The sequence below is a fragment of the Alloyangia pacifica genome, assembly GCF_020524285.1.
Lineage (GTDB): Bacteria > Pseudomonadota > Alphaproteobacteria > Rhodobacterales > Rhodobacteraceae > Salipiger > Salipiger pacificus_B.
This window is the reverse complement of record NZ_JAIVKX010000002.1, coordinates 505,136-530,806: the sequence shown is the minus strand read 5'-3', so window position 1 is coordinate 530,806 and position 25,671 is coordinate 505,136. Positions and strand designations below refer to the sequence as shown.

The 25,671-nt window shown below is 67.2% G+C and carries 21 protein-coding genes; 11 read left to right on the top strand and 10 right to left on the bottom strand.

All coding sequences use genetic code 11. The features are described from left to right. Nucleotides 1–124: 124 nt before the first annotated feature. The 4 genes from LC039_RS03330 to LC039_RS03315 are packed head-to-tail and all read right to left on the bottom strand — an operon-like array spanning nt 125 to nt 5,207. Nucleotides 125–1,213, bottom strand: a complete 1,089-nt coding sequence (locus tag LC039_RS03330; RefSeq protein ID WP_226621635.1) for a glycosyltransferase family 2 protein — start codon at nt 1,211–1,213, stop codon at nt 125–127. Nucleotides 1,214–1,216: 3 nt separating this feature from the next. Then, nucleotides 1,217–3,544: a glycosyltransferase family 2 protein gene (locus LC039_RS03325; RefSeq protein ID WP_226621634.1), complete on the bottom strand. Its 2,328-nt coding sequence runs from the start codon at nt 3,542–3,544 to the stop codon at nt 1,217–1,219. Beyond that, entirely contained in the window at nt 3,541–4,173 is a 633-nt protein-coding gene (locus tag LC039_RS03320; protein ID WP_226621633.1) for a sulfotransferase family protein, read from the bottom strand. Before LC039_RS03320 ends, LC039_RS03325 begins: the two co-directional genes overlap by 4 nt. Beyond that, nucleotides 4,170–5,207 (bottom strand): glycosyltransferase family 2 protein, encoded by a 1,038-nt coding sequence (locus LC039_RS03315; RefSeq protein ID WP_226621781.1) that lies wholly within the window; start codon nt 5,205–5,207, stop codon nt 4,170–4,172. The genes LC039_RS03320 and LC039_RS03315 overlap by 4 nt, the downstream gene beginning before the upstream one ends. A gap of 181 nt (nt 5,208–5,388) precedes the next feature. Between LC039_RS03315 and LC039_RS03310 the strand changes: the two genes are divergently transcribed. The 3 genes from LC039_RS03310 (at nt 5,389) to LC039_RS03300 (ending at nt 10,042) form a co-directional block, all read left to right on the top strand. Continuing rightward, nucleotides 5,389–6,297, top strand: coding sequence for an AAA family ATPase (locus LC039_RS03310; RefSeq protein WP_226621632.1), 909 nt, complete (start codon nt 5,389–5,391; stop codon nt 6,295–6,297). A gap of 172 nt (nt 6,298–6,469) precedes the next feature. Continuing rightward, nucleotides 6,470–7,729: a vWA domain-containing protein gene (locus tag LC039_RS03305; protein WP_226621631.1), complete on the top strand. Its 1,260-nt coding sequence runs from the start codon at nt 6,470–6,472 to the stop codon at nt 7,727–7,729. Nucleotides 7,730–7,843: 114 nt separating this feature from the next. Continuing rightward, nucleotides 7,844–10,042: an OmpA family protein gene (locus LC039_RS03300; RefSeq protein WP_226621630.1), complete on the top strand. Its 2,199-nt coding sequence runs from the start codon at nt 7,844–7,846 to the stop codon at nt 10,040–10,042. Nucleotides 10,043–10,207: 165 nt separating this feature from the next. Here the strand turns inward: LC039_RS03300 and moaA are convergent, their stop codons facing one another. Continuing rightward, nucleotides 10,208–11,224, bottom strand: coding sequence for a GTP 3',8-cyclase MoaA (gene moaA / locus LC039_RS03295; RefSeq protein WP_226621629.1), 1,017 nt, complete (start codon nt 11,222–11,224; stop codon nt 10,208–10,210). Nucleotides 11,225–11,307: 83 nt separating this feature from the next. Here moaA and LC039_RS03290 point away from each other — a divergent pair, with 83 nt between their 5' ends. From LC039_RS03290 to LC039_RS03280, 3 genes are all read left to right on the top strand, one after another. Further along, the gene (locus LC039_RS03290; protein WP_226621628.1) at nt 11,308–11,784 is read left to right on the top strand and encodes a hypothetical protein; all 477 of its coding nucleotides are present in this window, start codon (nt 11,308–11,310) and stop codon (nt 11,782–11,784) included. Between the two features lie 173 nt (nt 11,785–11,957). After that, nucleotides 11,958–13,079, top strand: a complete 1,122-nt coding sequence (gene prfB, locus LC039_RS03285; RefSeq protein ID WP_226621627.1) for a peptide chain release factor 2 — start codon at nt 11,958–11,960, stop codon at nt 13,077–13,079. A 158-nt stretch (nt 13,080–13,237) separates the two neighbouring features. Continuing rightward, nucleotides 13,238–14,032 carry a DUF2189 domain-containing protein gene (locus tag LC039_RS03280; protein ID WP_226621626.1) on the top strand — a complete coding sequence of 265 codons (795 nt, stop codon included), beginning with the start codon at nt 13,238–13,240 and terminating at the stop codon, nt 14,030–14,032. Between the two features lie 40 nt (nt 14,033–14,072). Here the strand turns inward: LC039_RS03280 and LC039_RS03275 are convergent, their stop codons facing one another. Then, complete coding sequence (locus LC039_RS03275) at nt 14,073–14,891, bottom strand: helix-turn-helix domain-containing protein (protein ID WP_226621625.1); 819 nt, start codon at nt 14,889–14,891, stop codon at nt 14,073–14,075. Nucleotides 14,892–15,116: 225 nt separating this feature from the next. Here LC039_RS03275 and LC039_RS03270 point away from each other — a divergent pair, with 225 nt between their 5' ends. Beyond that, nucleotides 15,117–15,479 (top strand): hypothetical protein, encoded by a 363-nt coding sequence (locus LC039_RS03270; RefSeq protein WP_226621624.1) that lies wholly within the window; start codon nt 15,117–15,119, stop codon nt 15,477–15,479. 85 nt (nt 15,480–15,564) lie between these two features. On the opposite strand, the gene ilvN is transcribed toward LC039_RS03270, so the two are convergent. Then, the gene (ilvN, locus tag LC039_RS03265; protein WP_226621623.1) at nt 15,565–16,128 is read right to left on the bottom strand and encodes an acetolactate synthase small subunit; all 564 of its coding nucleotides are present in this window, start codon (nt 16,126–16,128) and stop codon (nt 15,565–15,567) included. A 76-nt stretch (nt 16,129–16,204) separates the two neighbouring features. Next, nucleotides 16,205–17,959, bottom strand: a complete 1,755-nt coding sequence (locus tag LC039_RS03260; RefSeq protein ID WP_226621622.1) for an acetolactate synthase 3 large subunit — start codon at nt 17,957–17,959, stop codon at nt 16,205–16,207. A 431-nt stretch (nt 17,960–18,390) separates the two neighbouring features. On the opposite strand from LC039_RS03260, the gene LC039_RS03255 reads away from it, so the two are divergent. After that, the gene (locus LC039_RS03255; RefSeq protein WP_226621621.1) at nt 18,391–18,612 is read left to right on the top strand and encodes a hypothetical protein; all 222 of its coding nucleotides are present in this window, start codon (nt 18,391–18,393) and stop codon (nt 18,610–18,612) included. A 189-nt stretch (nt 18,613–18,801) separates the two neighbouring features. On the opposite strand, the gene LC039_RS03250 is transcribed toward LC039_RS03255, so the two are convergent. Together LC039_RS03250 and LC039_RS03245 are read right to left on the bottom strand one after the other, a co-directional pair. Then, nucleotides 18,802–19,446 carry a response regulator transcription factor gene (locus LC039_RS03250; RefSeq protein ID WP_226621620.1) on the bottom strand — a complete coding sequence of 215 codons (645 nt, stop codon included), beginning with the start codon at nt 19,444–19,446 and terminating at the stop codon, nt 18,802–18,804. After that, a complete protein-coding gene (locus LC039_RS03245) occupies nt 19,443–20,879 on the bottom strand; it encodes a cache domain-containing protein (protein WP_226621619.1) in 1,437 nt (478 codons plus the stop codon). Before LC039_RS03245 ends, LC039_RS03250 begins: the two co-directional genes overlap by 4 nt. Before the next feature lie 247 nt (nt 20,880–21,126). On the opposite strand from LC039_RS03245, the gene LC039_RS03240 reads away from it, so the two are divergent. The 3 genes from LC039_RS03240 to LC039_RS03230 all read left to right on the top strand — a co-directional run bounded on the left by LC039_RS03240 (nt 21,127) and on the right by LC039_RS03230 (nt 25,664). Continuing rightward, nucleotides 21,127–22,212, top strand: a complete 1,086-nt coding sequence (locus LC039_RS03240; protein ID WP_226621618.1) for a TRAP transporter substrate-binding protein — start codon at nt 21,127–21,129, stop codon at nt 22,210–22,212. Between the two features lie 152 nt (nt 22,213–22,364). Further along, nucleotides 22,365–23,294, top strand: coding sequence for a TRAP transporter small permease subunit (locus LC039_RS03235; RefSeq protein WP_226621617.1), 930 nt, complete (start codon nt 22,365–22,367; stop codon nt 23,292–23,294). A gap of 15 nt (nt 23,295–23,309) precedes the next feature. Further along, the gene (locus LC039_RS03230) at nt 23,310–25,664 is read left to right on the top strand and encodes a TRAP transporter large permease (protein ID WP_226621616.1); all 2,355 of its coding nucleotides are present in this window, start codon (nt 23,310–23,312) and stop codon (nt 25,662–25,664) included. Nucleotides 25,665–25,671: the final 7 nt, after the last annotated feature.

The following is a 25,671-nucleotide window of genomic DNA, read 5'->3' as shown; positions in this document are numbered from 1 at the left end:
GCCCGTCTCGGGATGGGAGCAGCCTGCGCGGGGATTGAGGCGGAAATATGTGGGTTTATGGGTAATACGGCGGTGGTGCGGCGGCAAGAAAAAACGCTGCGCGATAGGCGGTTGAGCGGTGCGGTCAGGCCTCGCCCGCCTGCCGGGCGCGGGTGGCGGCGGCGATCAAGGGCCGGGCCAGTTCGGGCGGCAGCGGGCGCGACGGCGGGGTCATCAGCAGCCGCCCCATGAGCGCGCGGTAGGGCTCCTGCGCCATCAGCTCGGCAAAGTGTGCCTTGCGCCAGCGCACCGCGGCGGCGTGCAGCTCGGCGAGCCTCGGATCCGCGGCGAAGTCGTCACGCAAGGCGCGGGTCGGCGCTGACAGCGCGGCGATGCTGTGGTCCTCGTCGGTGTTGAAATTCCGCTCGACCCAATAGTCGAGCCCGAGCATGTGAGCGCCGTGCACGGCGCGGCCGCGGTCGGCCTTCAGCACGTAGCTCTCCATCGCGCCGAGCGGGTAGTGGTTGAGCTGCGCCAGCGCGTAGTTCGAGCGCCCGTAATTGGAGAAGATGCGGCGCGTGTGGAACTGCGCGTCAAGTTCGCGGCCCTCGCCGTCGAACCAGCGCGCCCCGGCGAGCCTGGCCGTGTCGGGGCTGCGCGGGCGATGCACGCCCAGGGCCCCGTAACGGCCGTCGTTGCGGTAGAGCGTCTTGAACATCGCCGAGCGCCAGGGCCAGTACATCGTCACCGGCGCGGCGCGGGTGAACTGCTGCGGCACGGGCAGGTCGGCGAAGTTGATCACCCCGGCATTTCCGAAGAGCCGCCAGGTGAGGGTGATCGCCGTCGCGTCCGGCAGCGCGCCGATCAGCGCTTGAAGCGTGCGATCGCCGGTATGGACGTTGACGAATTCATCCACGTCGAGCGCCAGCAGCCAATCGGCGCCGCGCACTGCCTCGGCCTTGTCCGCCAGCTTCAGCCCGGTGAACTGGACGCCCCGCTTGTCGTAGGGGCCATCGTTGCGGATGTGGGTCAGCGGGGCGATCTCGGCGAGCCGGTCGAGCAGCGCATCGGTGCCGTCCTGGCAGTCGTTGCTGAGCGCCACCACGTGGCTCACCCCGGCGGCAAGGTGATGTGCCAGCCAGTCGAGTAGGAAGGCGCCCTCGTTGCGCACGCAGACAACCGCGGTGATGCTGGGGGTGGTAGTGCTGGGGGCGGTGATGCTGGGGTCGGTCATGCGTCAGCTCTCCATGTCCAGCGACAGCGCCCAGGCGACGCGCTCCTCGGGGGTGAGGGAGAGGGTGGTCGCCTCGCGGAACAATTTCCCGAATTCGGGATCCGCGCGCAATTCGGCTGCTTTTTCTCGGTGCCAGGCCACACCCTCGGCGTGCAGACGGGCCAGCTCGGGGTCGGCCAGCAGCCGCCCCATCTCGGCCCGCAGCCGCGGCAGGTTGCGCTGGATGGTCAGGTCGCGGGCACCGGACCAGTCCATGCGGATCCAGTAGTTCAGCCCGATCTGCCGGTCGACGTGCAGCGCGCGCCCGCGCTGGCGCTTGATCAGGTAGCTCTCGGCCGAGCGCAGCGCGTAGTGGTTGAGCTGCACGAGGTCGTAGCCGATCGATTTGCGCGAGTTGCGCCAGCCGTTGCGCAGCGCCTCCGAGGTCATGTCGCGGCTCGAGCCATTGACCCATTTCACTTCTGTTTCAGCGTCTTGTCGCAGCTTGTTCGGGCGATGGCAGGAGAGTTTCTCATAGGCCCCCACGCCGCGCATCAGCGTCTTGAATCCCCAGGTGGTGTGCGGCTTGGGACAGTAGCGCGGCGCACAGGCGGAGAACTGGCCGATCACCGGCGCATCTGCCAGCGACTGCACCCCATCGTGGCCGAAGAGCCGCCAGGTGAGGGCAAAATGCGTCGCCTCGGGCGCGGCGGCGAAGAGGTCGTCCAGCGTGCCGTTGCCGCATCGGATATTGACGAATTCATCCACGTCCGAATGCAGCATCCATCGGGCGGTCCGGATCAGCTCTTCGTCCAGCGCCGCGTCGAGCGCGTGCTGTTGCGGCGAGTTGCCGGACCAGCTGTTGTTGTCGCGGTGCTGCAATAGGCCCATCTGCTCAAGGCGCTCGAGAATGCGGTCGGTCCCGTCCTCGCAGCCGTTGGAATAGATGAGGAAATCATCGAAACCGATGGCGCGGTGATAGGCGATCCATTCGACGATATAGGGCGCCTCGTTCTTCATGCAGCCGAGGATGACCCGCGGGCCAGATTCGCTGCGCGGGCGCGGCGGAACGGTGGCAAAGGGCGGCATCGCGGCGGTCTCGTCGAGCGCGCCGAGACGGTTGTGCGGCAGCCAGGGCGACCCCTGCAGCGCCTGCAGCTTGCGGAGCGCGGCGTCGGGCAGGACCGGGGCGACCTCCGACACGAGCGCAGCGGGCGTGGGGCTGCTTGCCCCGGCCTCCTTCGCGGCTTCTTTCGCGGCCTGCTCGATGCGCCAGCGGAAGGCCATGAGGTACTGGGTCGCGCGGAAGCCGAAGCCCGGATCGGCCTCTTGCCAGTCTGCCGTCGCGGGGTCGGGGCGCAGGTGCGCGGGGTCCAGCCCCGGGTGCTGCGCGATGAGGCCCGCGAGGTCAGGCGCGAAGCGGCGGTTCACGGCCTCCAGCGCGCCGGGATCGAGCGGCGCGCCCGGCAGTTTGATCTCGCCCAGCAGGCGGCGCCAGAGCGGGCGGGGGATCTGCAATTCGGGCTCGGCGGCGAGATAGCGCAGCAGCACGTCGTTCATCCGTCGGCAGCGGCTGAGCCAGGCGGCGGAGTGCTGGACAGGCGGCTGCACCGCCTCGACCTTGCCGATGCTCTGGCCGATCTCGAAGGCTGCGCGGATTTCCTCGGTCACCTCGGCCCCGCAGAGCTGTGCCGGATCGAGGCTGCGCAACCGCACCGCGCCGGGGCCGAAAGCCGCCTCCCAGCCGCGCTGCAGCCGGGCAAAATCGAGCCAGTGCACGGCGCCCTGCGCTTCGGGGAAGACGCCGCCGCGCGGGTCGCGGGCGGGCCGGGTCCCGAGCGCCGCCTGCCACCAGTCGGGCGCGGTGCAGAGGCCCAGTTCCAGGTCCAGTCCGTGCCTTCGCCCCTCCAGAAGTTGCGCCGCATAGTGCCGCGCCAGCATCCGCGCCGGGGCATCGAGGTGCGCGACCACGGTGATGTCCTCGGAGAGCGGCGCCAACAGGGCGCGGAGCCGGGCAAGCTCGGCCTGCGTGGTCAACCCGCTGCCGAGCTGATGCGCCGAGAGGAGCAGCATATCGGGTTGCGCGCTCTCGACCTCGGCGGCGAGCTGCGCGGCCACCTCGGCGCGCAGTGCCTCCTGCCGCGCGGGGGTGTCGACACCGCGCCCCCAGCGCAGCGCATCCACCGCGCCGGGATCGCTCACCGCCATGAACAGCCGCGTGTGGTTGCGCGCCCCCGGGCTGCGGGCGTAGAGCACGCCGCGCTTGGCCATCTGCCGCCGCTTGGCGTCCATCACCTGCTGCAGCCGCGCGCTGCTCTGCGCGTCGGGACCGATATGAAGAAGAATTCTCACCCCCGGGCCCTCTTGGTCCTGCCCGGGAGGTTCTCGTTGGCCTTGCCCCACCAGGGCAGCGTGATCCCGAGGTGGCGCGAGATCTGCGCCGGAGCCTCGGGGTCGGCGATGTCATAGGCTAGGAAGCGCGGATCGCCCTCGAAGATGCGGCGCAGGAACTGCTGGTGCGCGGAGATCCATTGCGCGCGCTCGAGCCGCGTCTCGCCGTAGCCCGCGGGCAGGCCGGGCACCGCGCCGCGCGGCAGCCGATCCGTGCCGAGGTCGGACCAGCGCAGCATCGACTGCGCCATGGCCTGCGGGTCGCGCATCGAGGCGACGAACTTCAGCTCCGGGTGGCGGGTCCGCAGCGCCTCGATGAGCCCGAAATCGGTCTGCGGCCAGAGGTTCAGCTTGGCGTTGAGCACGCTGACCTCGGCCAGCGCGTCGAGCCCGCCGAGCCGCTCCAGCGGGTCGCCCGAGCGGAAGTAGCCGTCGTAGAGTTGCCGCGCGACAAAGCTCCCGGCGAGCGCCGGATCGGGGCATTTGCCCCGCCGCAGCTTGTGGTCGGCGACCGTGAGGCCCGCCCGCTCCAGCGCGAGGCCCAGCGTCGTGGTGCCGCTCTTCGGCAGGCCGAGGTTGATGACGATCACGCCGCGCCCTCCGCCAGTCCCAGGCGGGCCATCAGCTCCGCCTCGCCGGGCGGCAGCGCGGGCAGGGCCGCCAGATGCGCGGCGCGGGCGGCGACCTTCGGCTGCGCGCGCAGCATGCCGATCTTGGCGCGATGCGCCTGCACCGACAAATCGTGCAGCCGGGCGACGCCGGGCAGGGCGCGCAACTCGGCGATGTCTTCGGCCAACGCCGGCAGCATCCGCAGGATGGAGCGGTCTTCCCAGGCGGTATCGTTGCGCTCCTGCCAGTAGCTCTCGTCGAAGATGCGCCCCTCGCGGTTCACGTCGCCGCGCTCGGTCTTCACCAGATAGCTGTCGAGCGCGCGCAGCGCGTAGTGGTTGAGCGTGGCAAAGCGTCGGGCGCCGGCGGCGGGGAACTTGCGCATGCGGCGCGGGCGGTCGGCGGTGAGGAACGGCGCGGGCACCGTGCGGCCACTGCCGTCGGTCCAGCGCGGGTGTTTCGCCGCGGGCAGGGACTTGCGGAAGAACGGCCGGTGCGCGCCGAAATACTGCAAGGGGAAGTCGCGCCGGACGAGGGTCTTTACCTCGATGGCGCTCTGGTCGCACCAGAGGTCGGGATTGTGAGAGCGGCAAAACTGCGCGATCACCGGCGCATCTTCGAAGGTCGTCACCCCGCCATTGGCGAAGAACTGGAAGCTGACCGAGATCGCCTGCGGATCGCCGCAGGCGTCGATCAGCGCCGGGATCGTGTGATCGCCCGCCCGCACGTTCAGGAACTCGTCGACATCGGCCACCCAGACCCAGTCGGCGCCGGTCACCACCTGCTGCCGGGCGGCGTCCTTCAGCGCCTCCATCTGGTAGTTGCGCCCCTGCGCCGGGTTCGGCAGGTGCAGGACGCCCACGGGCGCCAGCGCGTCCAGCAGCGCATCGGTGCCGTCGTCGCAATCGTTGGAATAGAAAAGGAAATCCGTGACGCCGAGCAGTCGGTTGTAGGCCACCCATTCGAGCAGGAATGGGCCCTCGTTCTTCACGCAGGTGACCGCGCAGATGCGCAGCCCGCTTGCCGTCGTCGTTACCATACCGCTGCCCGTACCCGCCCGGGCTCTGTCCCGGTTGTCTTGCCGCAAAACCATCGCACCTCGCCCCGGGCGCGTCAACGCGGGCAGGCGGATAGGGCGCATCTCCCTTGACCGGCGGCCTCCCTGCGGGCAGCAATCAGGGCAGGAGGAGACCCATATGCAAGACCCCAGCTCGATCGACGCGGTGCAGGAGCTTCTGGCCGGCACCGGCTACGTCTGCCCGCGGCCCCTCGCCACGGTGCTCTTCCTGGCGCTGCGGCTCGGCAGGCCGCTGTTCCTCGAGGGCGAGGCGGGGGTCGGCAAGACCGAGATCGCCAAGGCGCTGAGCCTTGCCACCGGGCGCCGCCTGATCCGCCTGCAATGCTACGAGGGGCTCGATGCGGGCTCGGCGGTCTACGAGTGGAACTTCCCGGCGCAGATGATCGCCATCCGCGCCGCCGAGGCGGCGGGAGAAGCCGACCGCGGCCAGCTCCAGCACGACCTCTTCGGCCCCGATTTCCTGATCGAACGCCCGCTGCTGCAGGCCATGCGCCCCGATGAGACCGGCGCGCCGATCCTGCTGATCGACGAGCTCGACCGTACCGACGAGCCTTTCGAGGCGTTCCTGCTCGAGGCGCTGAGCGATTTCCAGGTGACCATCCCCGAGCTTGGCACGATCACCGCGCCCGAGCCGCCGACCGTCATCCTGACCTCCAACCGCACGCGCGAGGTGCATGACGCGCTGAAGCGCCGCTGTCTCTACCACTGGGTCGACTACCCCGACTTCGCCCGCGAGCTGGATATCCTGCACGCCCGCGCGCCGGAGGTGGCCGAGGCGCTCTCGCGCCAGATTGTCGCCTTCGTGCAGCGCTTGCGCACCGAGGATCTGTTCAAGAAGCCAGGCGTCGCCGAGACCATAGACTGGGCCAAGTGCCTGCTGGCGCTCGACGTAATCGATCTCTCGCCCGAGGTGATCTCGGACACGCTCGGCGCTATCCTCAAATACCAGGACGACATCGCCAAGATCCAGGGCAGCGAGGCCAAGCGCCTGCTCGACGAGGCCCGGGCCGGGCTCGAGACGGCCTGATGCGTCGTCTAGACAGAAATATCCCGCGGGCCCGGGGGCAGAGCCCCCGGTTAACTGTCATCTGGGGGCAGAGCCCTCGGTTAATTGGCATCTGCGGGCAGCGCCCCCGGCTGTGTGTTTCCGGCGGCAAGCGCCCCCGAAAGTCTCGCCCGCCAGAGGCATCGCGCCGCTGATGGCTGAGCAGCTCCCCCTCACGCTCCCAGAGCAGCCGCGCCTCGCGCAGAATATCCTGCATTTCGCCCGCGCCCTGCGCCGCGCCGGGCTGCCGGTGGGGCCGGGCCGGGTGGTCGACGCGGTGCGCGCGGTCGAGGCGGCGGGCTTCACCGACCGCATGGACTTCTACTGGACCCTGCACGCCTGTTTCGTCTCGCGCCCCGAGCAGCGGGTGGTTTTCGCGCAGGTCTTCCGGCTCTACTGGCGCGACCCGCGTTACCTCGAACACATGATGTCGATGATGCTCCCGGCGATCCGCGGCGTGCAGGAGGAAAAGCTGGCGCAATCGGCCGAGAAGCGCGCCGCGCAGGCGCTGCTCGGCGCGCAGATGCCCGAGATCCCCGCCGACGAGCAGGAAGAGGAGGCGACGAAGGTCGAGGTCGACGCCTCCTTCACCGTCTCGCGCGAGGAGCGTCTGAAGACCCTCGACTTCGAGCAGATGTCGCTCGAGGAGATCGCCGAGGCCAAGCGCATGCTGGCCCGGCTCGAGCTTCCGGTGAAACCCCTGCCGTCGCGGCGCGGCAAACCGTCGTCGCAGGGCCATAGGCTCGACTGGCGGCGCACGCTGCGCGGTGCGATGCGGCAGGGCGGCGAGATCCGGAGCCTCGCGCAGCTCAAGCCGCGCGAGAAATGGCCCAATCTCGTGGTGCTCTGCGACATCTCCGGCTCGATGAGCCAGTACTCGCGGATGGTGCTGCATTTCCTGCACGCGGTGGCCAATCGGCGCGGTGCGGGATGGGCCAGGGTCCATGCCTTCACCTTCGGCACGCGGTTGACCAATATCACCCGCCATCTCGCCACCCGCGACGTCGACGCCGCGCTGAGGGCGGCCGGGGCCGAGGCGCAGGACTGGGAGGGCGGCACGCGCATCGGGGCCAGCCTGCACGCCTTCAATCGGGACTGGTCGCGCCGGGTCATGGGGCAGGGCGCGGTGGTGCTGCTGATCACCGACGGGCTCGACCGCGACGACGCGGGGCTGCTCGCGCGCGAGATGACACGGCTGCAGCTTTCGTCGCGCCGGCTGATCTGGCTCAACCCGCTGCTGCGCTGGGACGGGTTTGCGCCCAGGGCGGCGGGGGTCCGCGCGATGCTGCCGCATGTGGACAGCTTTCGCGCCGGGCACAGCATCGCCTCGCTCGAGGAGCTCGCGGCGGTGATCTCCAGCGCCCGCGACAGCGGCGAGAAAACGCGGCTCATTGCGCTGCTGCAGGACGCCTAGCGCGACGGCGGCATTTTTCCGCCCATTTATTATGCACTCAGAATGAACCTTTCCGGGCCCCGCCACGTTGCCCTCCCACGCCGCGACTTGCGGAACAGGAGAAGGACGTAACGAATGACCAGAGGTCTTCTGAAATCGACGACCATGCTTGCTCTGGCCGCCAGCCTTGCCATGCCGGTGCATGCGCAGGGCCAGCAGGCCGGGCCCGATTGTGCTCAGACCCCGGATGCCGGGCCCTGCCAGGACAAGGACGCGAAGGGCAGCGACACGGCGTCGGACGAGGCGAAGGAGACGGGCGAGGCGCCGGTGACCGCCGAGACCGAAGCTGACGTGGAAAAGCCCGTCGCCGAAGGAGAGGTCGCCGCGGACGTGGACGCTGATGGTGCACTCGACGCGGCAGAAGCACCCGCCGAGAGCGCCGAGAGCGCCCCGGCCGAGAAAGCGCCTGCCGCGGCTGCAGAGGCCGCGCCCGCACCGCAGGCCGAGGCCGACGCCGCGCCCGAGCAGCCTGCCGCCGAGCAGCAGGCCGAAGAGGTTGCCCCAGCGGCACCCGAGGCGCAGGCGGACTCCACCGCAGACGCGGCGGCACCGGCGCAAACGGACGCGCAGGACGGCAACCAGCGCACCGCTGAGGCCCCGGACGACGCCCCGGCGGTTGCCGAGGAAGCGGAAACGGTCACCGCCGAGCCGGCACCGACCTCCGACGCCCCCGCCACAGAAGGGGACGCCGCGCAGGTTGACGAGCTGAAGAAGGAGCTCGGTGCCGAACAGGCGGCCGAGGGCGAGGCCACTGTCGACGAGGTGACGCCGACCGCGGAGGCCGAGACGCAGTCTGCCCAGACTCCGTCTGCGGAGACCGCTGCCGAGGGCGCCGAGACCGAGATGGACGCGCAAGCCCAGGCTGAACAGCCGCAGCCGGAAGCGCAGGCCGAGGCAGAAGGCAGCGCGGAGACTGACGAGCTGCGCGATGCGCTCAAGGCGCAGGAGCAGGATGCGGCTCCGAAAGCCGACGCTCCGGCCACCGCGGAGGCAACCGCGACCGACCCCGCACCGAGCGCAGAAGCTGATGCGGAGGCAGAGGCGACGGCAGGGGCCGAAGCCGAGGCGGAGCCCACCGCCGAGGCGACCGACGCCCCCATCGCCGAACCCAAGGAAGACAAGGCTGCGGCGGACGCGGAACCCGAGGCCCCCTCGGACGAGCAGCAGGCCGAGGCCGTTGCCCGCGAGGAGGAGCAGGCGCGGCCCGCCGCGGCCGCTGCGTCCTCGGAAGAGCGCGCCGGTGACGCCGAGCTGGTCGAGGAAACCCTGACCGACGAAGACGTGCGCAGCTCCGACGAGGATTTCGCCACCGACCTGCGCGACCGGGAAAATGCCGAGCAACAGGCCGCCGAAACGGCCCGCGCAGAGCGTGACGACGATGACGACGACGATGGCCTCAGCAACTTCGAGAAGGCCGCGCTGGTCGGTCTCGGCACCTTCGCGCTGAGCCAGATTCTCGACGATGGCGCGCAGGTGGTGCAGAACACCGGTGACCGCGTGGTGGTCGAGCAGGACGGCCAGTACCGCGTGCTGCGCAACGATGACGTGTTGCTGCGCCAGCCCGGCTCGGACGTGAAGACCTACCGCTACGACGACGGCTCGACCCGCACGGTGGTCGCCTATGACGACGGCACCTCGGTCGAGACCATCAAGACCGCCGAGGGCCGGGTGCTGCGCCGTGCGCGCATCCTGCCGGACGGTCAGCAGGTCGTGCTCTTCGACGACACGCAGAGCGCGCAGCAGGTGGTGGTGAGTGAGCTGCCGCAGGCCCGCACGCAGCGTCTGAACTTCCGTGACCTGCAGGGTGAAGACCTCGCCGCGGCGCTTGCCGCACAGGAGGCCGAAGGCGTCGACCGGGCGTTCTCGCTCAACCAGATCCGCAACATCGACCGGGTGCGCCACCTGGTGCCTGAGATCTCCGTCGACACGGTGACCTTCCAGACCAACTCCGCGGCGATCCGCCCGGGTGAGGCCGAGGAACTGGCGGCGCTCGGCAATGCGATGAAGCGGATGATCGAGGAGAACCCCTCCGAGGTCTTCCTGATCGAAGGCCACACAGACGCCACCGGCCCGGCGAGCTACAACCTCGCTCTTTCGGACCGCCGCGCGGAATCCGTGGCGCTGGCGCTGACCGAGTACTTCGACGTGCCGGCGGCCAATATGGTGCTGCAGGGCTACGGCGAGAGCGATCTCGCGGTCGAAACCCAGGCCGATGAGCGCGAGAACCGCCGCGCCGCCGTGCGCCGCATCACGCCGCTGCTTCAGGGTAGCTGATCCGCACACATCCGTCGGACGGCAAGAACGCCCGCCCGGTCATCCCGGGCGGGCGTTCGCGTTGAGATGCGCTCGTTCGAAAGGCGCTTCTTCTCTTCGCAAATACGCCGGGGTGAATTGCCGCGCAGCGGCAAGAGGGGCAGCGCCCCTCCGGCGCGGCGAAGATCAGCCGCCGGTATGGCTCATGTGGCGCGACACGCGTCCGTCCACCGACTGGCGCGAATAGTCGAAGTCATGCCCCTTGGGCTTGCGCAGGATCGCCGCCCGGATGGCATTTTCCAGCGGGATGTCGCTGTCCGGGTGGTTGCGCAGCGGCGCGCGCAGGTCGGCATTGTCTTCCTGGCCGAGGCACATGAAGAGCTCGCCGGTGCAGGTCAGCCGCACGCGGTTGCAGCTCTCGCAGAAATTGTGGGTCAGCGGGGTGATGAAGCCGATCTTCTGGCCACTCTCTTCCAGCCGAACGTAGCGGGCGGGGCCGCCGGTGCTCTCGGGAAGGTCGGTGAGCGTGTACTGCTCGGCGAGCTTGGCGCGCACGTCCGAGAGCTTCCAGTATTGCCCCAGTCGGTCCTCGTTGCCGATGTCGCCCATCGGCATGACCTCGATCCACGTCAGATCAATGCCGCGCTCGGCGCACCATTCGGTCATCGAGAACAGCTCGTCCTCGTTGAACCCCTTCAGCGCCACGGCGTTGAGCTTCACCCGCATGCCCACGGCCTGCGCCGCGTCGATGCCGCGCAACACCTGCGGCAGGCGGCCCCAGCGCGTGATGTCGGCGAATTTCTGTTCGTCCAGCGTGTCGAGCGAGATGTTGACCCGGCGCACGCCCGCGTCCCAGAGCGGCTGCGCGAAACGTTCAAGCTGCGAGCCGTTGGTCGTCAGCGTCAGCTCCTTCAGCGCGCCCGAGTCGAGATGCCGGGTCATGGCGCCAAAGAAGGTCATGATATCCCGCCGCACCAGCGGCTCGCCGCCGGTGATGCGCAGCTTCTCGACGCCGAGACCGACGAAGGTCGAACACAGCCGGTCAAGCTCCTCGAGCGTCAGAAGTTCCTTCTTGGGAAGGAAGCTCATGTTCTCGGACATGCAGTAGACGCAGCGGAAATCGCAGCGGTCGGTTACCGAGACGCGCAGGTAGGAGATCGGGCGCTGGAACGGATCGACGAGGGGGACGGTGGGATGTGTCATGGGTGGAATGTATGCGCGAAACCCTGCCGGGACAAGCATCTGCGCGATTGTCAGAGGGGTGGGCGCGGCCTAGCTTTGCACACATGAGAGTGATCGCATCCCTTCCCGCCCTCGTCCTGCCGGCTCTGCTGGCCGCCTGCGCGCAGCAGGCTCCCGAAGCTGCGGCGCCGCAACCGGCGCCCGCGTCCTCGACCGGTGGCGGGGCGCTGCGCCCGCCCGCCACTGCGCGGACCGAGGAACAGTTCGACACCACCAGCGCCGAAGAGCGTGCCGCGGCGGCGGCGCCGTCCAGCTCCGGGCGGGAGCTCGGCAGCACGGTGGCTTCGCTCGGCGATCCGGCGGAGCCCGGGTTCTGGCTCGAGACGCCGATGGTCAGCAGCGTGACGCAGGGCAGGGTGGTCTACCCCGCGACCGGCAAGTCGGCGCAGGTCGAGCTGCGGCCGATCGAGGGGCCGGCCTCGGGCGGCAGCCGCATCTCGCTGGCGGCGATGCGGCTGATCGGCGCTGCGCTCACCGATCTTCCGACCCTTACCGTTTACGCGGGTGGCGCCTCGGGCTGAGACAGCTCCGGGCGGGACGCTGCGGGCCGAGCGCCCGCGCCCGGCGCCACCGGCCTGTTTCCGGCTGGGGTACCCTACCGTGCCGCCTCGGAGCTTGAAGGCCCCCCTGCGCTGGTTTATGTCCCCCGGAACACACGACAGTCCACATCCGTCCCATTCCCAGGAATATCCGCATGCGCGCCGAGACCCAGAACACCGTCGAGAAAATCCGCAAGTCCCTCGGCCTGCTGGAGCAGCGGCTCGACTGGGAGACGGCGGAGTTCCGGCTCGAGGAATTCAATGCCCGCGTCGAGGATCCGAACCTCTGGGACGATCCCGCCGCCGCGCAGAAGCTGATGCGCGAGCGCCAGCAGCTGGTCGACGCGATGGAGACCTACAAGTCGATCAAGCAGGAGCTGGCGGACCAGATCGAGCTGATCGAGCTGGGCGAGATGGAAGAGGACGAAGAGGTCGTTTCCGAAGCCGAGGCGGCGCTGAAGGCGCTGGCCGAGACCGCAGGACAGAAAGAGCTGGAAGCGCTGCTCGACGGCGAGGCCGACGGCAATGACACCTTCCTCGAGATCAACGCCGGCGCCGGCGGCACCGAGGCCTGCGACTGGGCCGCGATGCTGCAGCGCATGTACGTCCGCTGGGCGGAAAAGCGCGGCTACGAGGTCGAGCTGCAGTCGGAAGAAGCGGGCGCCGAGGCAGGCATCAAGTCTTGCGCCTACAAGATCTCCGGCCCCAACGCCTATGGCTGGCTGAAGTCCGAGAGCGGCGTGCACCGCCTTGTGCGCATCTCGCCCTTCGGCAAGGGCACGCGCGAGACCTCCTTTGCCTCGGTCTGGGTCTACCCGGTGGTCGACGACAATATCGAGATCGAGGTGAACCCCGCCGACATCCGCGTCGACACCTACCGCTCGTCCGGTGCCGGTGGTCAGCACGTGAACACCACCGACTCCGCGGTGCGGATCACCCACCACCCGACGGGCATCGTGGTGACCTCGTCGGAAAAGTCGCAGCACCAGAACCGCGATATCGCGATGAAGGCCCTGAAGTCGCGGCTTTACCAGATGGAGCTCGACAAGCGGAACGCGGCGATCAACGAGGCGCATGAGAACAAGGGGTCGGCGGGCTGGGGCAACCAGATCCGGTCGTACGTCCTGCAGCCCTACCAGATGGTCAAGGACCTGCGCACCAACCACGAGACCTCGGACACCCAGGGCGTGCTCGACGGCGATCTCGACCCGTTCATGGGCGCGACGCTGGCGCAGCAGGTCTCGGGCAAGTCCCGCGCCGACGCGCGCGAGGACTGACCGGGCGGGCCGGTTGGTCCACCCCGCCACAGATTTGGCAGTCCGGGACCGGCTGGCGGGGCCTCCCGCTCCGGGCCCGATCCGCTCTAACCCTTGCCTTGATGCGTGCATCCCGGCTTAAATCCCTTCCGAGAGGGGATTTGAGGGGGGGAGGCGCCATGGAAAGCGTCATCGACGACGACACGCCGCGGCAGGGCGTGCCGGAATTTTCCGAGGTCAGTTTTGCCACGTTGAAAAAGGCGCTGCGCCTCGGCATCGGCGATCTGGTCTTCGCGCCGGGCTTTGCCCTGGTCTTCGGCGGGGTCTACGTGCTCGCCGGGCTGTTCCTGACATGGCTGACCATGGCCACCGGCACGAGCTACTGGCTGGTTCTGGCGGCGATCGGCTTTCCGCTGTTCAGCCCCTTCGCGGCGGTGGGGTTCTACGAGGTGTCGCGCCGGCTCGAACGCGGCCAGCCGCTGGACTGGATGCAGATCTTCAGCGTCATCCTGCGTCAGTCGAAGAGGCAGCTGCCCTCGCTCTGCGCGGTGATCGTGATCGTCTTCCTGTTCTGGTTCTTCCTCGGGCACATGATCTTTGCCCTGTTCCTCGGGCTTTCGCCGATGACCAATGTCAGCTCGAGCCTCGAGGTCTTCCTGACGCCGAACGGGCTGACGATGCTGGCGGTGGGCACGCTGGTTGGGGCGGGCTTCGCGCTGCTGCTCTACATGATCACCGTGCTGGCGCTGCCGCTGCTGCTCGACCGCGACGTGGATTTCGTCACCGCGATGATCACCTCGTTCGGCTACGTGCAGCGGCATCCGCTGCCGATGCTGGCCTGGGGGGCGTTTCTGGCTCTGGCGACCTTCGTGGCAATGCTGCCGCTTTTCCTCGGGCTTTTCATCGCGCTGCCGGTGCTCGGCCATGCGACCTGGCACCTCTACGATCAGCTTCGGGTGCCGGAGGACGCGTGAGAACGAACCGGCACCGCCTGGGCGATGCCGGAAGATGGGGTCAGCGGAAGTCTTCGTCGACGCGCAGCTGCTGTCGGTGGAAGGGGACGAGCTCCTTCGCGGTGCGATAGCCGGAGCCGCGGGCCGCGGCGAGCACCTTGTGGGTGTCGGTGCCGAGGTATTCGTAGACCAGCCGCGCGGCGCGCCGGCCCGAGTGGTTCTCGGGCGTGGTGCGCACGGCGTAGCCGACCCAGAAGTGGTTGGCGAGGCCGCCGGCCTTCGACAGGTAGTTGAACGAGGTGGTCACGGCGCCCTTGCGGCTGACCAGCGCGCCGATGCCCTCGGCCTGCTGCAGCACGAGGCCGCGGTACTCGCGCGAGGCGGCGTCGGTCGGCAGATCGTACATGGCCAGCGCTTCCTTAGGCTCGAAGCCGCGCAGGAAGGTCATACCGTCCTTGCGGAAGATGCGGACCACGCCGACGACGAAGCGCGACTCCTCGGAAAAGGCCGCGCGCGAGAAGCGGTAGAAGCCCGAGGGGAAATCCTCTTCGCCGAGGCCAAGCATTCCCGCACCGACATAATCGGCGAGGAAAGGGTGGCTCATCAGGCTCTGCGGCGCTTCGGCAATGTCGTCCACCGGTTCGAGCAGGATACGCGCATCCACGTCAAAGAAGGTGCAGATCCGGTGCAGCACGTCCGGCCGCGGGAAGGATTCCCCCGCCAGATACCTGTTGAACTGGGTGCGATTGATGCCGAGATCGCGGCACAGGGCCGAGATCGACGCGGCGCTGCTGCCGAGTTTTCGCAGGTTGGCGCCGAAGACGCTGCGCAGCTCTGCCGGACTGAGCTCCGGTTCCTTGTCCCTGGGCGCGGTGGCCATTCCGTTTTCTTTCTGCTTTGCGACAGTTCTTTGCAAGGCCACGCTGTCCATGCGCTTTCCTCCCTGTGAACCTTTTGTTGTTGCTATATAGCGTCACGCCTGATGCCATATGGAGACAAGTGTTATTCACCCTGTCACAAAATGCAAGCACACGTCACGTTTCGTCGCATGTGAGCCGCTGCGCATCTGGGTCAGTCTGATTTGTGACGAGGTGCGGGGGCATGCATGTCACAGATGATGGTCGGGATTGTGCTCTGGGCTCACCAGAGTGATCAAAAAGCGGTGTTCTGGTGCGAGGATCACGGCGAGCTGGCGTACTGGCGCGGGCCGGAGAGCAGCCTTCACGACGGCGGTGATCTGGAGGTCGGCGATCTCGTCCAGTTCGATATCCACGAGGGCGGAAACCTCCGCCACGCCAGCAATCCGCAAAGGCTTGAGGAAAAACCGTTCTTCGGTTTGGTGCAAAGCCTGCGCGACGGTGCCGGGAGCGCTGCGTCGGGCGATGCCGATCGGCAGGCCGCTGTCTCGGCGTCGGGGAAGATTGTTGCGTTCCCCGATCTTCCGCGGCGCGAGAAAAACGTCGCCTGACCGAATCGCCTATGTCCTGTGACATAAGAAAACGGGCCCGAATCTCGGGCCCGTTTATGCATTTCGGCGATGGGGTGCGGCGATCTCAGGCGGCGCCGCGGGCGAGGGCGGCGACGCCGGTGCGCGCCACCTGTACCAGACCAAGAGGACGCATCAGCTCGGCAAAGGCGTCGATCTTGTCCGGGGTACCGGTGAGCTGGAACACGAAGCTCTCGAGCGTGCTGTCGACCACCTGCGCGCGAAAGATGTCCGCCAGGCGCAGCGCCTCGACCCGCTTCTCGCCGGCGCCGGCGACCTTGAGCAGCGCAAGCTCGCGCTCGACCGAGCTGCCCTCGGCGGTGAGGTCATGCACGTCCCGTACCGAGACGATGCGGCCGAGCTGGGCCTTGATCTGCTCGATCACCTGCGGCGTGCCGGTGGTGACGATGGTGATGCGCGACAGGTGCCCCTCGTGGTCCACCTCGGCCACGGTGAGGCTGTCGATGTTGTAGCCCCGGCCCGAGAACAGGCCGATGACCCGGGCCAGAACGCCCGGCTCGTTCTCGACCAGCACGGTGATGGTGTGGGTTTCCTGAACGTCCGAGAAGGTGGGCCGTAGGTTGTAGGCCGAATGCTTGGACGAGCCCTTCTTGATCTGTAGCGGCGACATGGCTTGCAGCTCCTGTAAAGTCCTTTGGGGGTGAGGGTCCTGGGGGAGCGGAGGGGGAGCCCCCTCCGCGCGGTCCTCAGACCAGCACCGCGCCCTTGCCGGCGATGGCGTTGGTGGCCTGCGCGTCGCCGAGCAGCATCTTGTTGTGCGGCTCGCCCGACGGGATCATCGGGAAGCAGTTCTCGTGCTTCTCGACGAGGCAGTCGAAGATCACCGGCCCGTCATGGTCGAGCATCTCCATGATCGCGTCGTCGAGATCGGCGGGATCCTTGCAGATGATGCCCTTGGCGCCGAAGGCCTCGGCGAGCTTGACGAAATCGGGCAGCGCCTCGGACCAGCTCTGCGAGTAGCGCTCGCCGTGCAGCAGCTGCTGCCACTGGCGCACCATGCCGAGCCGCTCGTTGTTGAGGATGAACTGCTTGACCGGCAGGTTGAACTGCACCGCGGTGCCCATCTCCTGCATGTTCATCAGCCAGGACGCCTCTCCGGCGACGTTGATCACCAGCGCCTCGGGGTGGGCGACCTGCACGCCGACCGAGGCCGGGAAGCCGTAGCCCATGGTGCCGAGCCCGCCGGAGGTCATCCAGCGGTTCGGATCCTCGAAGCCGAGGTATTGCGCGGCCCACATCTGGTGCTGGCCGACCTCGGTGGTGATGTAGCGGTCACGGCCCTTGGTCAGCGCCTCGAGGCGCTGCAGCGCGTACTGCGGCTTGATGACGGTCTCGGAGCCCTTGTAGGTCAGGCAGTCAACCTTCTTCCACTCCTCGATCTGCTGCCACCACTTGGCGATCGCCTCGCGGTTCACCTTGCGGCCGCGGGCCTTCCAGATCTTCAGAACGTCCTCGAGCACGTGGCCGACGTCGCCGACGATGGGCATGTCCGCCTTGATCACCTTGTTGATCGACGAGGGGTCGATGTCGATATGCGCCTTCTTCGACTTCGGCGAGAAGGCATCGAGCCGGCCGGTGATGCGGTCGTCGAAGCGCGCGCCGATGTTGATCATCAGGTCGCAGCCGTGCATCGCCAGGTTGGCCTCGTAGAGACCGTGCATGCCGAGCATCCCCAGCCAGGACTTGCCCGAGGCGGGGTAGGCGCCGAGGCCCATCAGGGTCGAGGTGATCGGGAAGCCGGTGGCCTCGACAATCTCGCGCAGCAGCTGGCTCGCGGCGGGGCCGGAGTTGATCACGCCGCCGCCGGTGTAGAACACCGGGCGCTCGGCCTTCTCGATGGCCTCGACGAGCTGGGTGATCGTCTCGATGTCGCCCTTCACCTGCGGCTGGTAGTGACCGACCGGCGCCTGCGGCTTGGCGGTGTAGTCGCCGGTGGCGAACTGCACGTCCTTGGGAATGTCGATCAGCACCGGGCCGGGGCGGCCCGAGGTCGCCACGTGGAAGGCCTGGTGGATGACGCTCGACAGCTTGTCGGTCTCCTTCACCAGCCAGTTGTGCTTGGTGCAGGGACGGGTGATGCCGACGGTGTCCGCCTCCTGAAAGGCGTCCGAGCCGATCATGAAGGTCGGCACCTGGCCCGAGAGCACGACGATCGGGATCGAGTCGAGCAGCGCGTCGGTGAGGCCGGTCACCGCGTTGGTGGCACCGGGCCCCGAGGTCACCAGCGCAACCCCCGGCTTACCGGTCGAGCGGGCATAGCCCTCGGCGGCATGGATCGCCGCCTGCTCGTGCCGGACAAGGATGTGCCGGATGTCGTTCTGCTGGAAAATCTCGTCGTAGATCGGTAGCATCGCGCCACCGGGGTAGCCGAATACCGTGTCCACACCCTGATCCTTCAGGGCTTGAACCACCATCTTCGCTCCGGTCATCTGACGTGTCATCGCGGTCTCCGTTCCAGACGTCATTTCGGTTTTTACTTCTCGTTTGCGCACAAAAAAGCCCCCGAGGATTTCGGGGGCGCATGGGGGTCCATTATGGTTCCGATTACCGGCCCATGCGCCATGTCTCTACAATGATTACAAGTAGGCCCATCTGGCGGACTCCCTTCGTGCGTGGGGCGGACCATAGGCGGAGGGGCGGGGAGGGTCAACACCTATCGGCTCAGAAAAAGTACCCTGCAAGCGAGAAATTTTTCCATTTATTGCGCCCGGCGACGCTCTGCGCGCAGTTTCGCGAAATTTGGCCGAGGCCGGGCCAGGTTCCGCGCAATGTTTCAGACGGCGGGTCTGCATGCGCGATGTCGTGATTTGCCCCGGAGCTGCGGGGCTGCGATACTGAACTCGAGGGTTCACTTTTTGCGCAGGAGGGTATCATGGCGCAATATCACCGCTTCTATCGCCAGGCGCGCGATTTCGGTGTCATCAAGGCGCTGACGCTGATTGGTCTTCTGGTTCTGACGCAGGCACTCGCGACGCTCGAGAGCGATCCCGACGAAGAGGCCCGTCTGAACGCCCCCGAGGCGGTTCAGGTGCTGCCCGCGACGCTCGGCACGGCGGAGCATGACGTGATCGCCTGGGTCGGCACGCTGATCTGATCCAGAGACAGACCGCCTTCTGAGGCATTGCGCGTAAAGTCCGTGCCGGCCGCGGTCGGGACCATTTCCCAAGCATGACCGCAAGCAACGCAAGTCAGCTAGAAGACGCGGCTCTGCCCCAGTCTGCGCACGCGAATTTCCCCGGGATATTTTAGCCAAATTTAAGCAGGGGCCGTGCTGAGCCAAAGCTTAGCTGTTGACGCCGGTGCCCTGCAGCACGCCGTGTTCCAGCGCATAGCGGGTGAGCCCGGCGGTGGAACTGATGCCGAGCTTGCGCTTGATGTTCTTGCGGTGGGTCTCGACCGTGCGCACAGAGATATCCAGCGCCTGCGCCACTTCCTTGTTCGATTTGCCCTGCGCCAATTGCAGCAGGATGGTCTGCTCGCGGTTGGTGAGCTGCTCGCGGCCGCCGGTCATCACCGGTGCCAGCGCGCCCTCGGCGCCGGTGCAGAGGTAGCGTTCGCCCTGCATCACCGTGTCGATCGCGGTCTTGATCTCCTCGGTGGGCACGTCCTTGAGCAGGTAGCCCGAGGCGCCGTGGCCGAGCGCGGTGGTGATATACTGCGGCGTGTCGTGCATCGAGAGCACCAGCACCCGCGTCTCGGGGCGGCGTTCCAGGATCATCTCGGTGGCCGAGAGCCCGCCGAGCCCGGGCATGTTGAGATCCATCAGGATCACGTCGGGGACCAGCTCGTCGAGCCGGTCGATCATCTGCTGCCCGTCCGAGACCGTGGCCAGCACGGTGATGTCCTCATAGCTTTCCAGCAGCGCCTCGATGCCCTCGGCGACCAGCGGATGATCATCGACGATGACGACTTTCGTGGGTTCGGTCATGCGCTTGCCTTGCTCTTGGGAGTGGGGGCCCCGTCTTCGGGCGGCAGGAGGTGCGACAGGGGGATCTGTGCCTCGATAACCGTGCCGGATTTCGAGGACAAGATCCGCAGGCTGCCGCCGAGCTGGTCCATGCGCTCCTGCATGTTGCGCAGGCCGATGCCGCGCTGGCCGCGGATGCGTTCGGGATCGATGCCACGGCCGTTGTCCTCGATCCGCAGCGTGGCGCCGCGGCGATGGCCGCGCAGGTCGAGCGTGACCTCGCTGGCGCCGGAGTGGCGCTCGATATTGGTCAGCGCCTCCTGCGCGATCCGGTAGAGCGCGATCCGCCCCTCCTGGTCGACGCGGTTGCGGAAGACCACGGTCTCGAGGGTGGTTTCGATGCCGGTGCGCGCCTCGAAGTCGTCGATCAGCGCCTTCAGTGCCGGGCCGAGGCCGAGGTCGTCGAGCACGCCGGGGCGCAGGTCGCGGCTGATCCGCCGCACCTCCTGAATGGCGCCCGAAAGCGCCTCGTGGCCGCGGTCGAGCGTGTCCATGGCGCGCGGATCGTGCTGCGATAGCCGGCGCTTGGTGATGTCGAGCGCGTATTTCACTCCGACGAGGATCTGGCTGATGCCGTCGTGCAGCTCGCGCGCGACGCGGCGGCGCTCGTCTTCCTGCGCGTCGAACACCCGCTGCGTCAGCTCCTTGAGCTTGGCATCGGCCAGCCGCCGCTCGCGCAGGTTCATCGCGAGGCCGGAGAAGAACACCACCAGCAATGCGCCGAGGGTGATGCCGCCGATGTAGAGGAAGGTGCGCCGGATGCGGGCCTGCACCTCGGCGCGGCTGGCGCTGACCGTGGCCAGCACGTCATCGATCCACACGCCGGTGCCCACCGCCCATTGCCAGTCCTGGAACCCGAGCACGAAGGCGATCATCTCGGCCTCCTCGCCGGTGGAGGGTTTCGGCCAGAGGAAGGAATGGTAGCCCGAGCCCTGCCGGGCGATCTCGATCAGCGGATCGACGATCGGGGTGCCCTCGCTGTCGGCGAGGCCGGACCAATTGCGCCCGATCATCTCGGTGCGCCGCGGCGAGACGAGGTTGGTGCCGTCGTAGTCGTAGACGAAGAACGAGCCATCCTCGCCGTAGATCATCGCCGCGAGGATCTGCGCGACCTGGGTCTTGGCCTGCGCGTCGTCGGGGGCGGCGGCGCCGTAGATGAAGTAGAAGCCGTTGCGCGCCTGGGTGACGTAGTTGCGCAGCTCTTGCTTCTTGGCTTCCAGCAACTCGTTCTCGAGCTGGCGGATCTCGCGCTCGGCGAGCATCCGCGACTGGTAGGCGACGAGCAGCGCGATGGCGGCGCAGGCGAGGATGAGCGGCACCGAGGCCAGAAGAAAGAGCTTCTGTCCGTAGCTGAGCCGAAGCGATTGCCTGAGGTTCTGGAAAATCCCGCGCATCTCCTTCGGATTACGCCACGATTCGGCGTTTTGGGAAGGCGCGAGGGAATATTTCGTTAGAATTTCCGTAACGGAACACAAGGGGGAGGCGCGTTTTCGTGACGTCATGGGCAAGATTATGACCAATTCTACGCAGTGCTGGGTATTCCGCTCGCACAATGTTGTGTCTTAGGGTGCCCGAACCGTAACGATCCGCGCCGGGACGGAGGAGACGACCCGGCGCAGAATAATCTATGGGAGGATTTAAATGGATCGTCGTTCCTTTCTGAGGGCTTCCACCGCTGGTGGCGCAGCCGCCGCTGCAACCGCGCTTGCCGCTCCGGCCGTCGCGCAGGGCCGCCGCACCCTCACCCTCGTGACCACCTGGGGCCGCGGCCTCGCCGGTGTGCATGACAGCGCGCAATACTGCGCCGACCAGATCACCGCAGCCACCGATGGCGAGCTGACCGTCGAGCTGAAGGCCGCGGGCGAGCTTGTCGGCGCCTTCGAGGTGTTCGACGCGGTCTCCGCCGGCCAGGCGGACATGTATCACGGGGTGGACTACTACTTCCTCGGCCAGCACCCGGCGCTGTCGTTCTTCAGCCAGGTGCCCTTCGGCATGAACTTCATGGAATATGCCAACTGGTTCTACCATGACGGCGGCCGCGAACTCTGCGACGAGCTGTACTCGATCTTCGGCCTGAAGGCCTTCCCGTCGGGCAACACCGGCCCGCAGTCGGGTGGCTGGTTCTCCAAGGAAATCAATTCTCCGGAAGACTTCCAGGGCCTGAAGTTCCGCATGCCCGGCCAGGGTGGCCAGGTGCTCGGCAAGCTCGGCGCATCGGTGCAGAACCTGCCCGGCGCGGAAGTGTACCAGGCGCTGTCCTCGGGGGCGATCGACGGCACCGAGTGGATCGGTCCGTGGGCCGACGAGAAGGCCGGTTTCCAGGAAATCACCAAGACCTACTACACCGCGGGCTTCCACGAGCCGGGTCCGAACCTGAACCTGACCATGAACCTCGAGGTCTTCGAGAGCCTGACTCCGGGCCAGCAGAAGATCGTCGAGCAGGTCTCGCGCGCGTCCAACCTGTGGACCATGTCGCTGTTTATGGCCAACAACTCGGCAGCGCTGCAGCGCCTGCAGTCCGGCGGCGTGAAGCTGGTGCAATTCCCCGACTCCGTCTGGGACGCCTTCGGCGCCGCGGCCAAGGAAGTCATGGAAGAGCCCATGGGCGACGAGCTTTACTCGAAGTGCTACGAGAGCTTCAACGCCTCGCTGCGCTCCTCGGCCCAGTGGATCTCCCGTTCGGAAGGCGCCTTCTCGGCCCAGCGTAACCGCGTCATGGGTCTCTGATCCGGCGCAACGCGCAAGTGTCGCCCCCGCCTCGCGCGGGGGCGAAACTGCTTTGAAGCAGTAGACAACATGGCCCTGCACGCGTCGCCAGCATCGGCGCGGTCCGCGGGGCTCCCAAGAAGATCAACAAGAGACAAAAGGGGGCACAGGTCATGGAAGAGACAGCCTCGGGTGGGGCGTTCGGTGCGATACTGGACGGTCTGACCTGGTTCTTCGGCAATATCGCCATGTCCTTCTGGAACCTCGGCTACGCTGTGACGCATCCGTCGAGCTGGCTGAACTGGACGGACAACGAGGCGGTGATGCGCTTCGTCTATTACGGCGCGTCGCAGGAACTGTTCTTCGTGGTGCTGACCACCTTCCTGGTGCTCACCATCATCGGCATGTGGAAGCACAGCGTCATGTGGGGCATGGTGCGCGGCCTCGAGGCGTTCCACAACAGCGTCGGCCGCATCGCGGCCTGGGCGGGCCTCATCATGGTCCTGCAGCAGGTGATCATCATCCTCGTGCAGCGCGTCTTCGCCCGGCCCGACCTCGCCTTCGGTTTCGGCGTGCCGGTGAGCTTCGACGTGAGCTGGTGGTCGGAGGAGCTCAAGCTCTACAACGCCATCGTCGTGGCGCTCTGCCTGGCCTACACCTTCGTGCAGGGCGGGCATGTGCGGGTCGACCTGGTCTACGCTCCGGTGAGCTACCGCACGAAGAAGGTCATCGACATGTTCGGCAGCCTGTTCTTCATGATGCCGATGGCCGTGCTCATGTGGCTCTATTCGTGGTTCTTCCTGTGGCGCCACCTGATCGTGCCCAAGCCCTCGGCCTCAGAAGGCCTCGAGCGGCTGGTCATGAAGGCCCGCGCGCTGCGCTGGAACGTCGAGACCATCGCCTTCAGCCCCAACGGCTTTTCCGCCTACTTCCTGTTCAAGATCCTGATCGTACTGATGTGCGGCTTCATCTTCCTGCAGGGGGTCGTGTTCTTCTGGCGCTCCTACCTCGAATGGAAGGAAGGCCCGGAGAGCGAGGGCAAGTATCACGATCACGACAAGGTCGAAGCAGGCGAAGAAGCCTACGACCACGCGGAATTCTGAGAGGGACATAGGTAAATGCTATTCGGACTCGATGGCGTCGAGATCGGCCTGATCATCGTCTTTCTCACGCTCTTCTCGGCGATCCTTTCCGGCTTCCCGGTGGCCTTTGCCATCGGTGGCGCGGGGGTGATCTCCTTCTTCATCATCGCGGCGCTCGACAGCGCCGGCCTGCTGATACACCAGGCCATCGACACCGGCTCCGAGGCCTATCGGGCGCTGGTCGCAACCGGCGTGCGCGAAGATACCATATCCATCTTCCGCTACCCGGACCTGCCGCGCTACGCGATGCCGGTCTTCGAACGCGGCTGGGAAATGGCGCTGGACCGCAACGTGTCGTTCATCGTCAACCGCATCAACGAGCGGGTGATCGCGGGGGCCAGCATCGAGACGCTGCTCGCGGTGCTGATGTTCGTGATGATGGGCATCGTGCTGGAACGCTCGAAGATCGCCAACGACCTGCTGACCACCATGGCGCGCGTCTTCGGACCGCTGCCGGGCGGGCTTGCCGTGTCGATCGTGGTCGTGGGCGCCTTCCTCGCGGCCTCCACCGGCATCGTCGGCGCGACCGTGGTGACCATGGGCCTGCTGGCCCTGCCGACCATGCTGCGCAACAACTACTCGCCCGAGCTCGCGACCGGCGTCATCGCCGCCTCGGGTACGCTGGGCCAGATCATCCCGCCGTCGATCGTGATCGTTCTGCTGGGCACTCTGGCGGGGGATCTCTATGCGACCGCACAGGAAGACCGCGCCCAGCTCGCGGGCTGCACCGACGCGCTGACCCTGCTGGGCGAGCCCGCGGTGGTGTCCGTCGGCACGCTGTTCCAGGCGGCGCTGCTGCCGGGCATCCTGCTGGCCGGTCTCTACGCGCTCTATGCCTTCGGCTTTGCCATGTTCCGTCCGCAATCGGCGCCGCCGGTGCAGCTGGAAGGTGGCGGTGGCGAGCCGGTGACCCGCGGTGAGGCCTTCACCTGGTACCTCGGCGTTCCGGCGCTGCTGATCGTCGGCACCATCGTGCTGGGGCAGGTGGGTCTGGTGGGCTCGCAGTCGACGCAGATCGACAGCTACTCCGACAGTGGCCAGATGGCCTCGCTGCGCACCAACGTCAGCCCCGAGTGCCAGGCGTCGATGATCGACCTGCATGGCCAGGAGGCCTGGGACACGGCGGTTGCCGAGCAACAGGCCATCGACGAGGCCGGCGGCGTCGAGCAGTCGCACCGTCTCAGCCCCGAGGAGATCGAGGAGGCGCGCGCCGCCAAGATCGCGAATGCGGCGCCCATCGGCACCGGCCTCGCGGTGATCGCGGTGATCCTCGGCATCGTGCTGGCCTGGGCACGGGCGGTCTCGCCGTCCTCCGACCCCAAGCCGCTGCTGATCGGCGCGGGCGGCATCGTGCTCGGCCTGCTGGTGGATGTGCTGTTCATCCAGCCCAACACCTCGCCGATGGCCACCGTGCTGATGATGCTGATCCCCTGGGCGATCTCGTTCTGGGCGGCCGGCAAGGCGGCGGGGCGCCTGTCGCAGAACGATCTCATCCGGGTCGTCTTCCCGCCGCTGGTGCTGATCGTCGCGGTGCTGGGCTCGATCCTCGGCGGCATCACCAACCCGACGCCCGCCGCGGCGCTCGGCGCGGCCGGTGCCATCATGCTCGCGGCCTACCGCAAGCTGAACGAGGAAGGCCGCTCGCCGAAGATCATCCTGATGTCGACCTTCGCGGTCGCGATCATGATCCTCATCGGGATGAACTTCGACCTGCGCGTCGGCACCGAGGGCGCCGGAGCGGACACCTGGATCGCCTTCATGGTGGCACAGGCGGCCTATCTCTACGCGCTCTTCGGGCTGCTCTTTGCCTGCTACGTGCTCTACAAGGCAGGGGTGCTGACCCCGGCGGTGCGCGAGACGGCGAAGGTGACCTCGATGGTCTTCACCATTCTGGTGGCCTCGCAGCTGCTGAACCTGGTGGTGATCTCCTTCGGGGGCGAGCACTACATCCAGAGCTTCCTCCAGAGCTTCGATGACGAGCACAAGGTCTTCCTGATCGTCATGCTGGTGCTGTTCATCCTCGGCTTCGTGCTCGACTTCCTCGAGATCATCTACATCGTGGTGCCGATCGTGGGCCCGGTGATCTACGGCGGCAGCTTCGATCCGAAGTGGGTGACCATCATGATCGCGGTCAATCTGCAGACCTCGTTCCTCACGCCGCCGTTCGGCTTCGCGCTGTTCTATCTGCGCGGCGTGGCGCCGAGCTCGGTGACCACGGGCCACATCTACCGCGGGGTGATCCCCTTCGTACTGATCCAGGTGGCAGGGCTTGCGCTGCTTTGGTTCGCACCGGGCATCGTGACCATCGTGCCGGACCTGATCCCCAACTGATCGGGCA

What these genes read in the sequence shown, in the direction of transcription:
- LC039_RS03330 (WP_226621635.1), bottom strand. Translation starts at nt 1,213, where the DNA reads ATGACCGACCCCAGCATCACCGCCCCCAGCACTACCACCCCCAGCATC.
- LC039_RS03310 (WP_226621632.1), top strand. Translation starts at nt 5,389, where the DNA reads ATGCAAGACCCCAGCTCGATCGACGCGGTGCAGGAGCTTCTGGCCGGC.
- LC039_RS03305 (WP_226621631.1), top strand. Translation starts at nt 6,470, where the DNA reads ATGGCTGAGCAGCTCCCCCTCACGCTCCCAGAGCAGCCGCGCCTCGCG.
- LC039_RS03300 (WP_226621630.1), top strand. Translation starts at nt 7,844, where the DNA reads ATGACCAGAGGTCTTCTGAAATCGACGACCATGCTTGCTCTGGCCGCC.
- moaA (WP_226621629.1), bottom strand. Translation starts at nt 11,224, where the DNA reads ATGACACATCCCACCGTCCCCCTCGTCGATCCGTTCCAGCGCCCGATC.
- LC039_RS03290 (WP_226621628.1), top strand. Translation starts at nt 11,308, where the DNA reads ATGAGAGTGATCGCATCCCTTCCCGCCCTCGTCCTGCCGGCTCTGCTG.
- prfB (WP_226621627.1), top strand. Translation starts at nt 11,958, where the DNA reads ATGCGCGCCGAGACCCAGAACACCGTCGAGAAAATCCGCAAGTCCCTC.
- LC039_RS03280 (WP_226621626.1), top strand. Translation starts at nt 13,238, where the DNA reads ATGGAAAGCGTCATCGACGACGACACGCCGCGGCAGGGCGTGCCGGAA.
- LC039_RS03275 (WP_226621625.1), bottom strand. Translation starts at nt 14,891, where the DNA reads ATGGCCACCGCGCCCAGGGACAAGGAACCGGAGCTCAGTCCGGCAGAG.
- LC039_RS03270 (WP_226621624.1), top strand. Translation starts at nt 15,117, where the DNA reads ATGTCACAGATGATGGTCGGGATTGTGCTCTGGGCTCACCAGAGTGAT.
- ilvN (WP_226621623.1), bottom strand. Translation starts at nt 16,128, where the DNA reads ATGTCGCCGCTACAGATCAAGAAGGGCTCGTCCAAGCATTCGGCCTAC.
- LC039_RS03260 (WP_226621622.1), bottom strand. Translation starts at nt 17,959, where the DNA reads ATGACACGTCAGATGACCGGAGCGAAGATGGTGGTTCAAGCCCTGAAG.
- LC039_RS03255 (WP_226621621.1), top strand. Translation starts at nt 18,391, where the DNA reads ATGGCGCAATATCACCGCTTCTATCGCCAGGCGCGCGATTTCGGTGTC.
- LC039_RS03250 (WP_226621620.1), bottom strand. Translation starts at nt 19,446, where the DNA reads ATGACCGAACCCACGAAAGTCGTCATCGTCGATGATCATCCGCTGGTC.
- LC039_RS03245 (WP_226621619.1), bottom strand. Translation starts at nt 20,879, where the DNA reads ATGCGCGGGATTTTCCAGAACCTCAGGCAATCGCTTCGGCTCAGCTAC.
- LC039_RS03240 (WP_226621618.1), top strand. Translation starts at nt 21,127, where the DNA reads ATGGATCGTCGTTCCTTTCTGAGGGCTTCCACCGCTGGTGGCGCAGCC.
- LC039_RS03235 (WP_226621617.1), top strand. Translation starts at nt 22,365, where the DNA reads ATGGAAGAGACAGCCTCGGGTGGGGCGTTCGGTGCGATACTGGACGGT.
- LC039_RS03230 (WP_226621616.1), top strand. Translation starts at nt 23,310, where the DNA reads ATGCTATTCGGACTCGATGGCGTCGAGATCGGCCTGATCATCGTCTTT.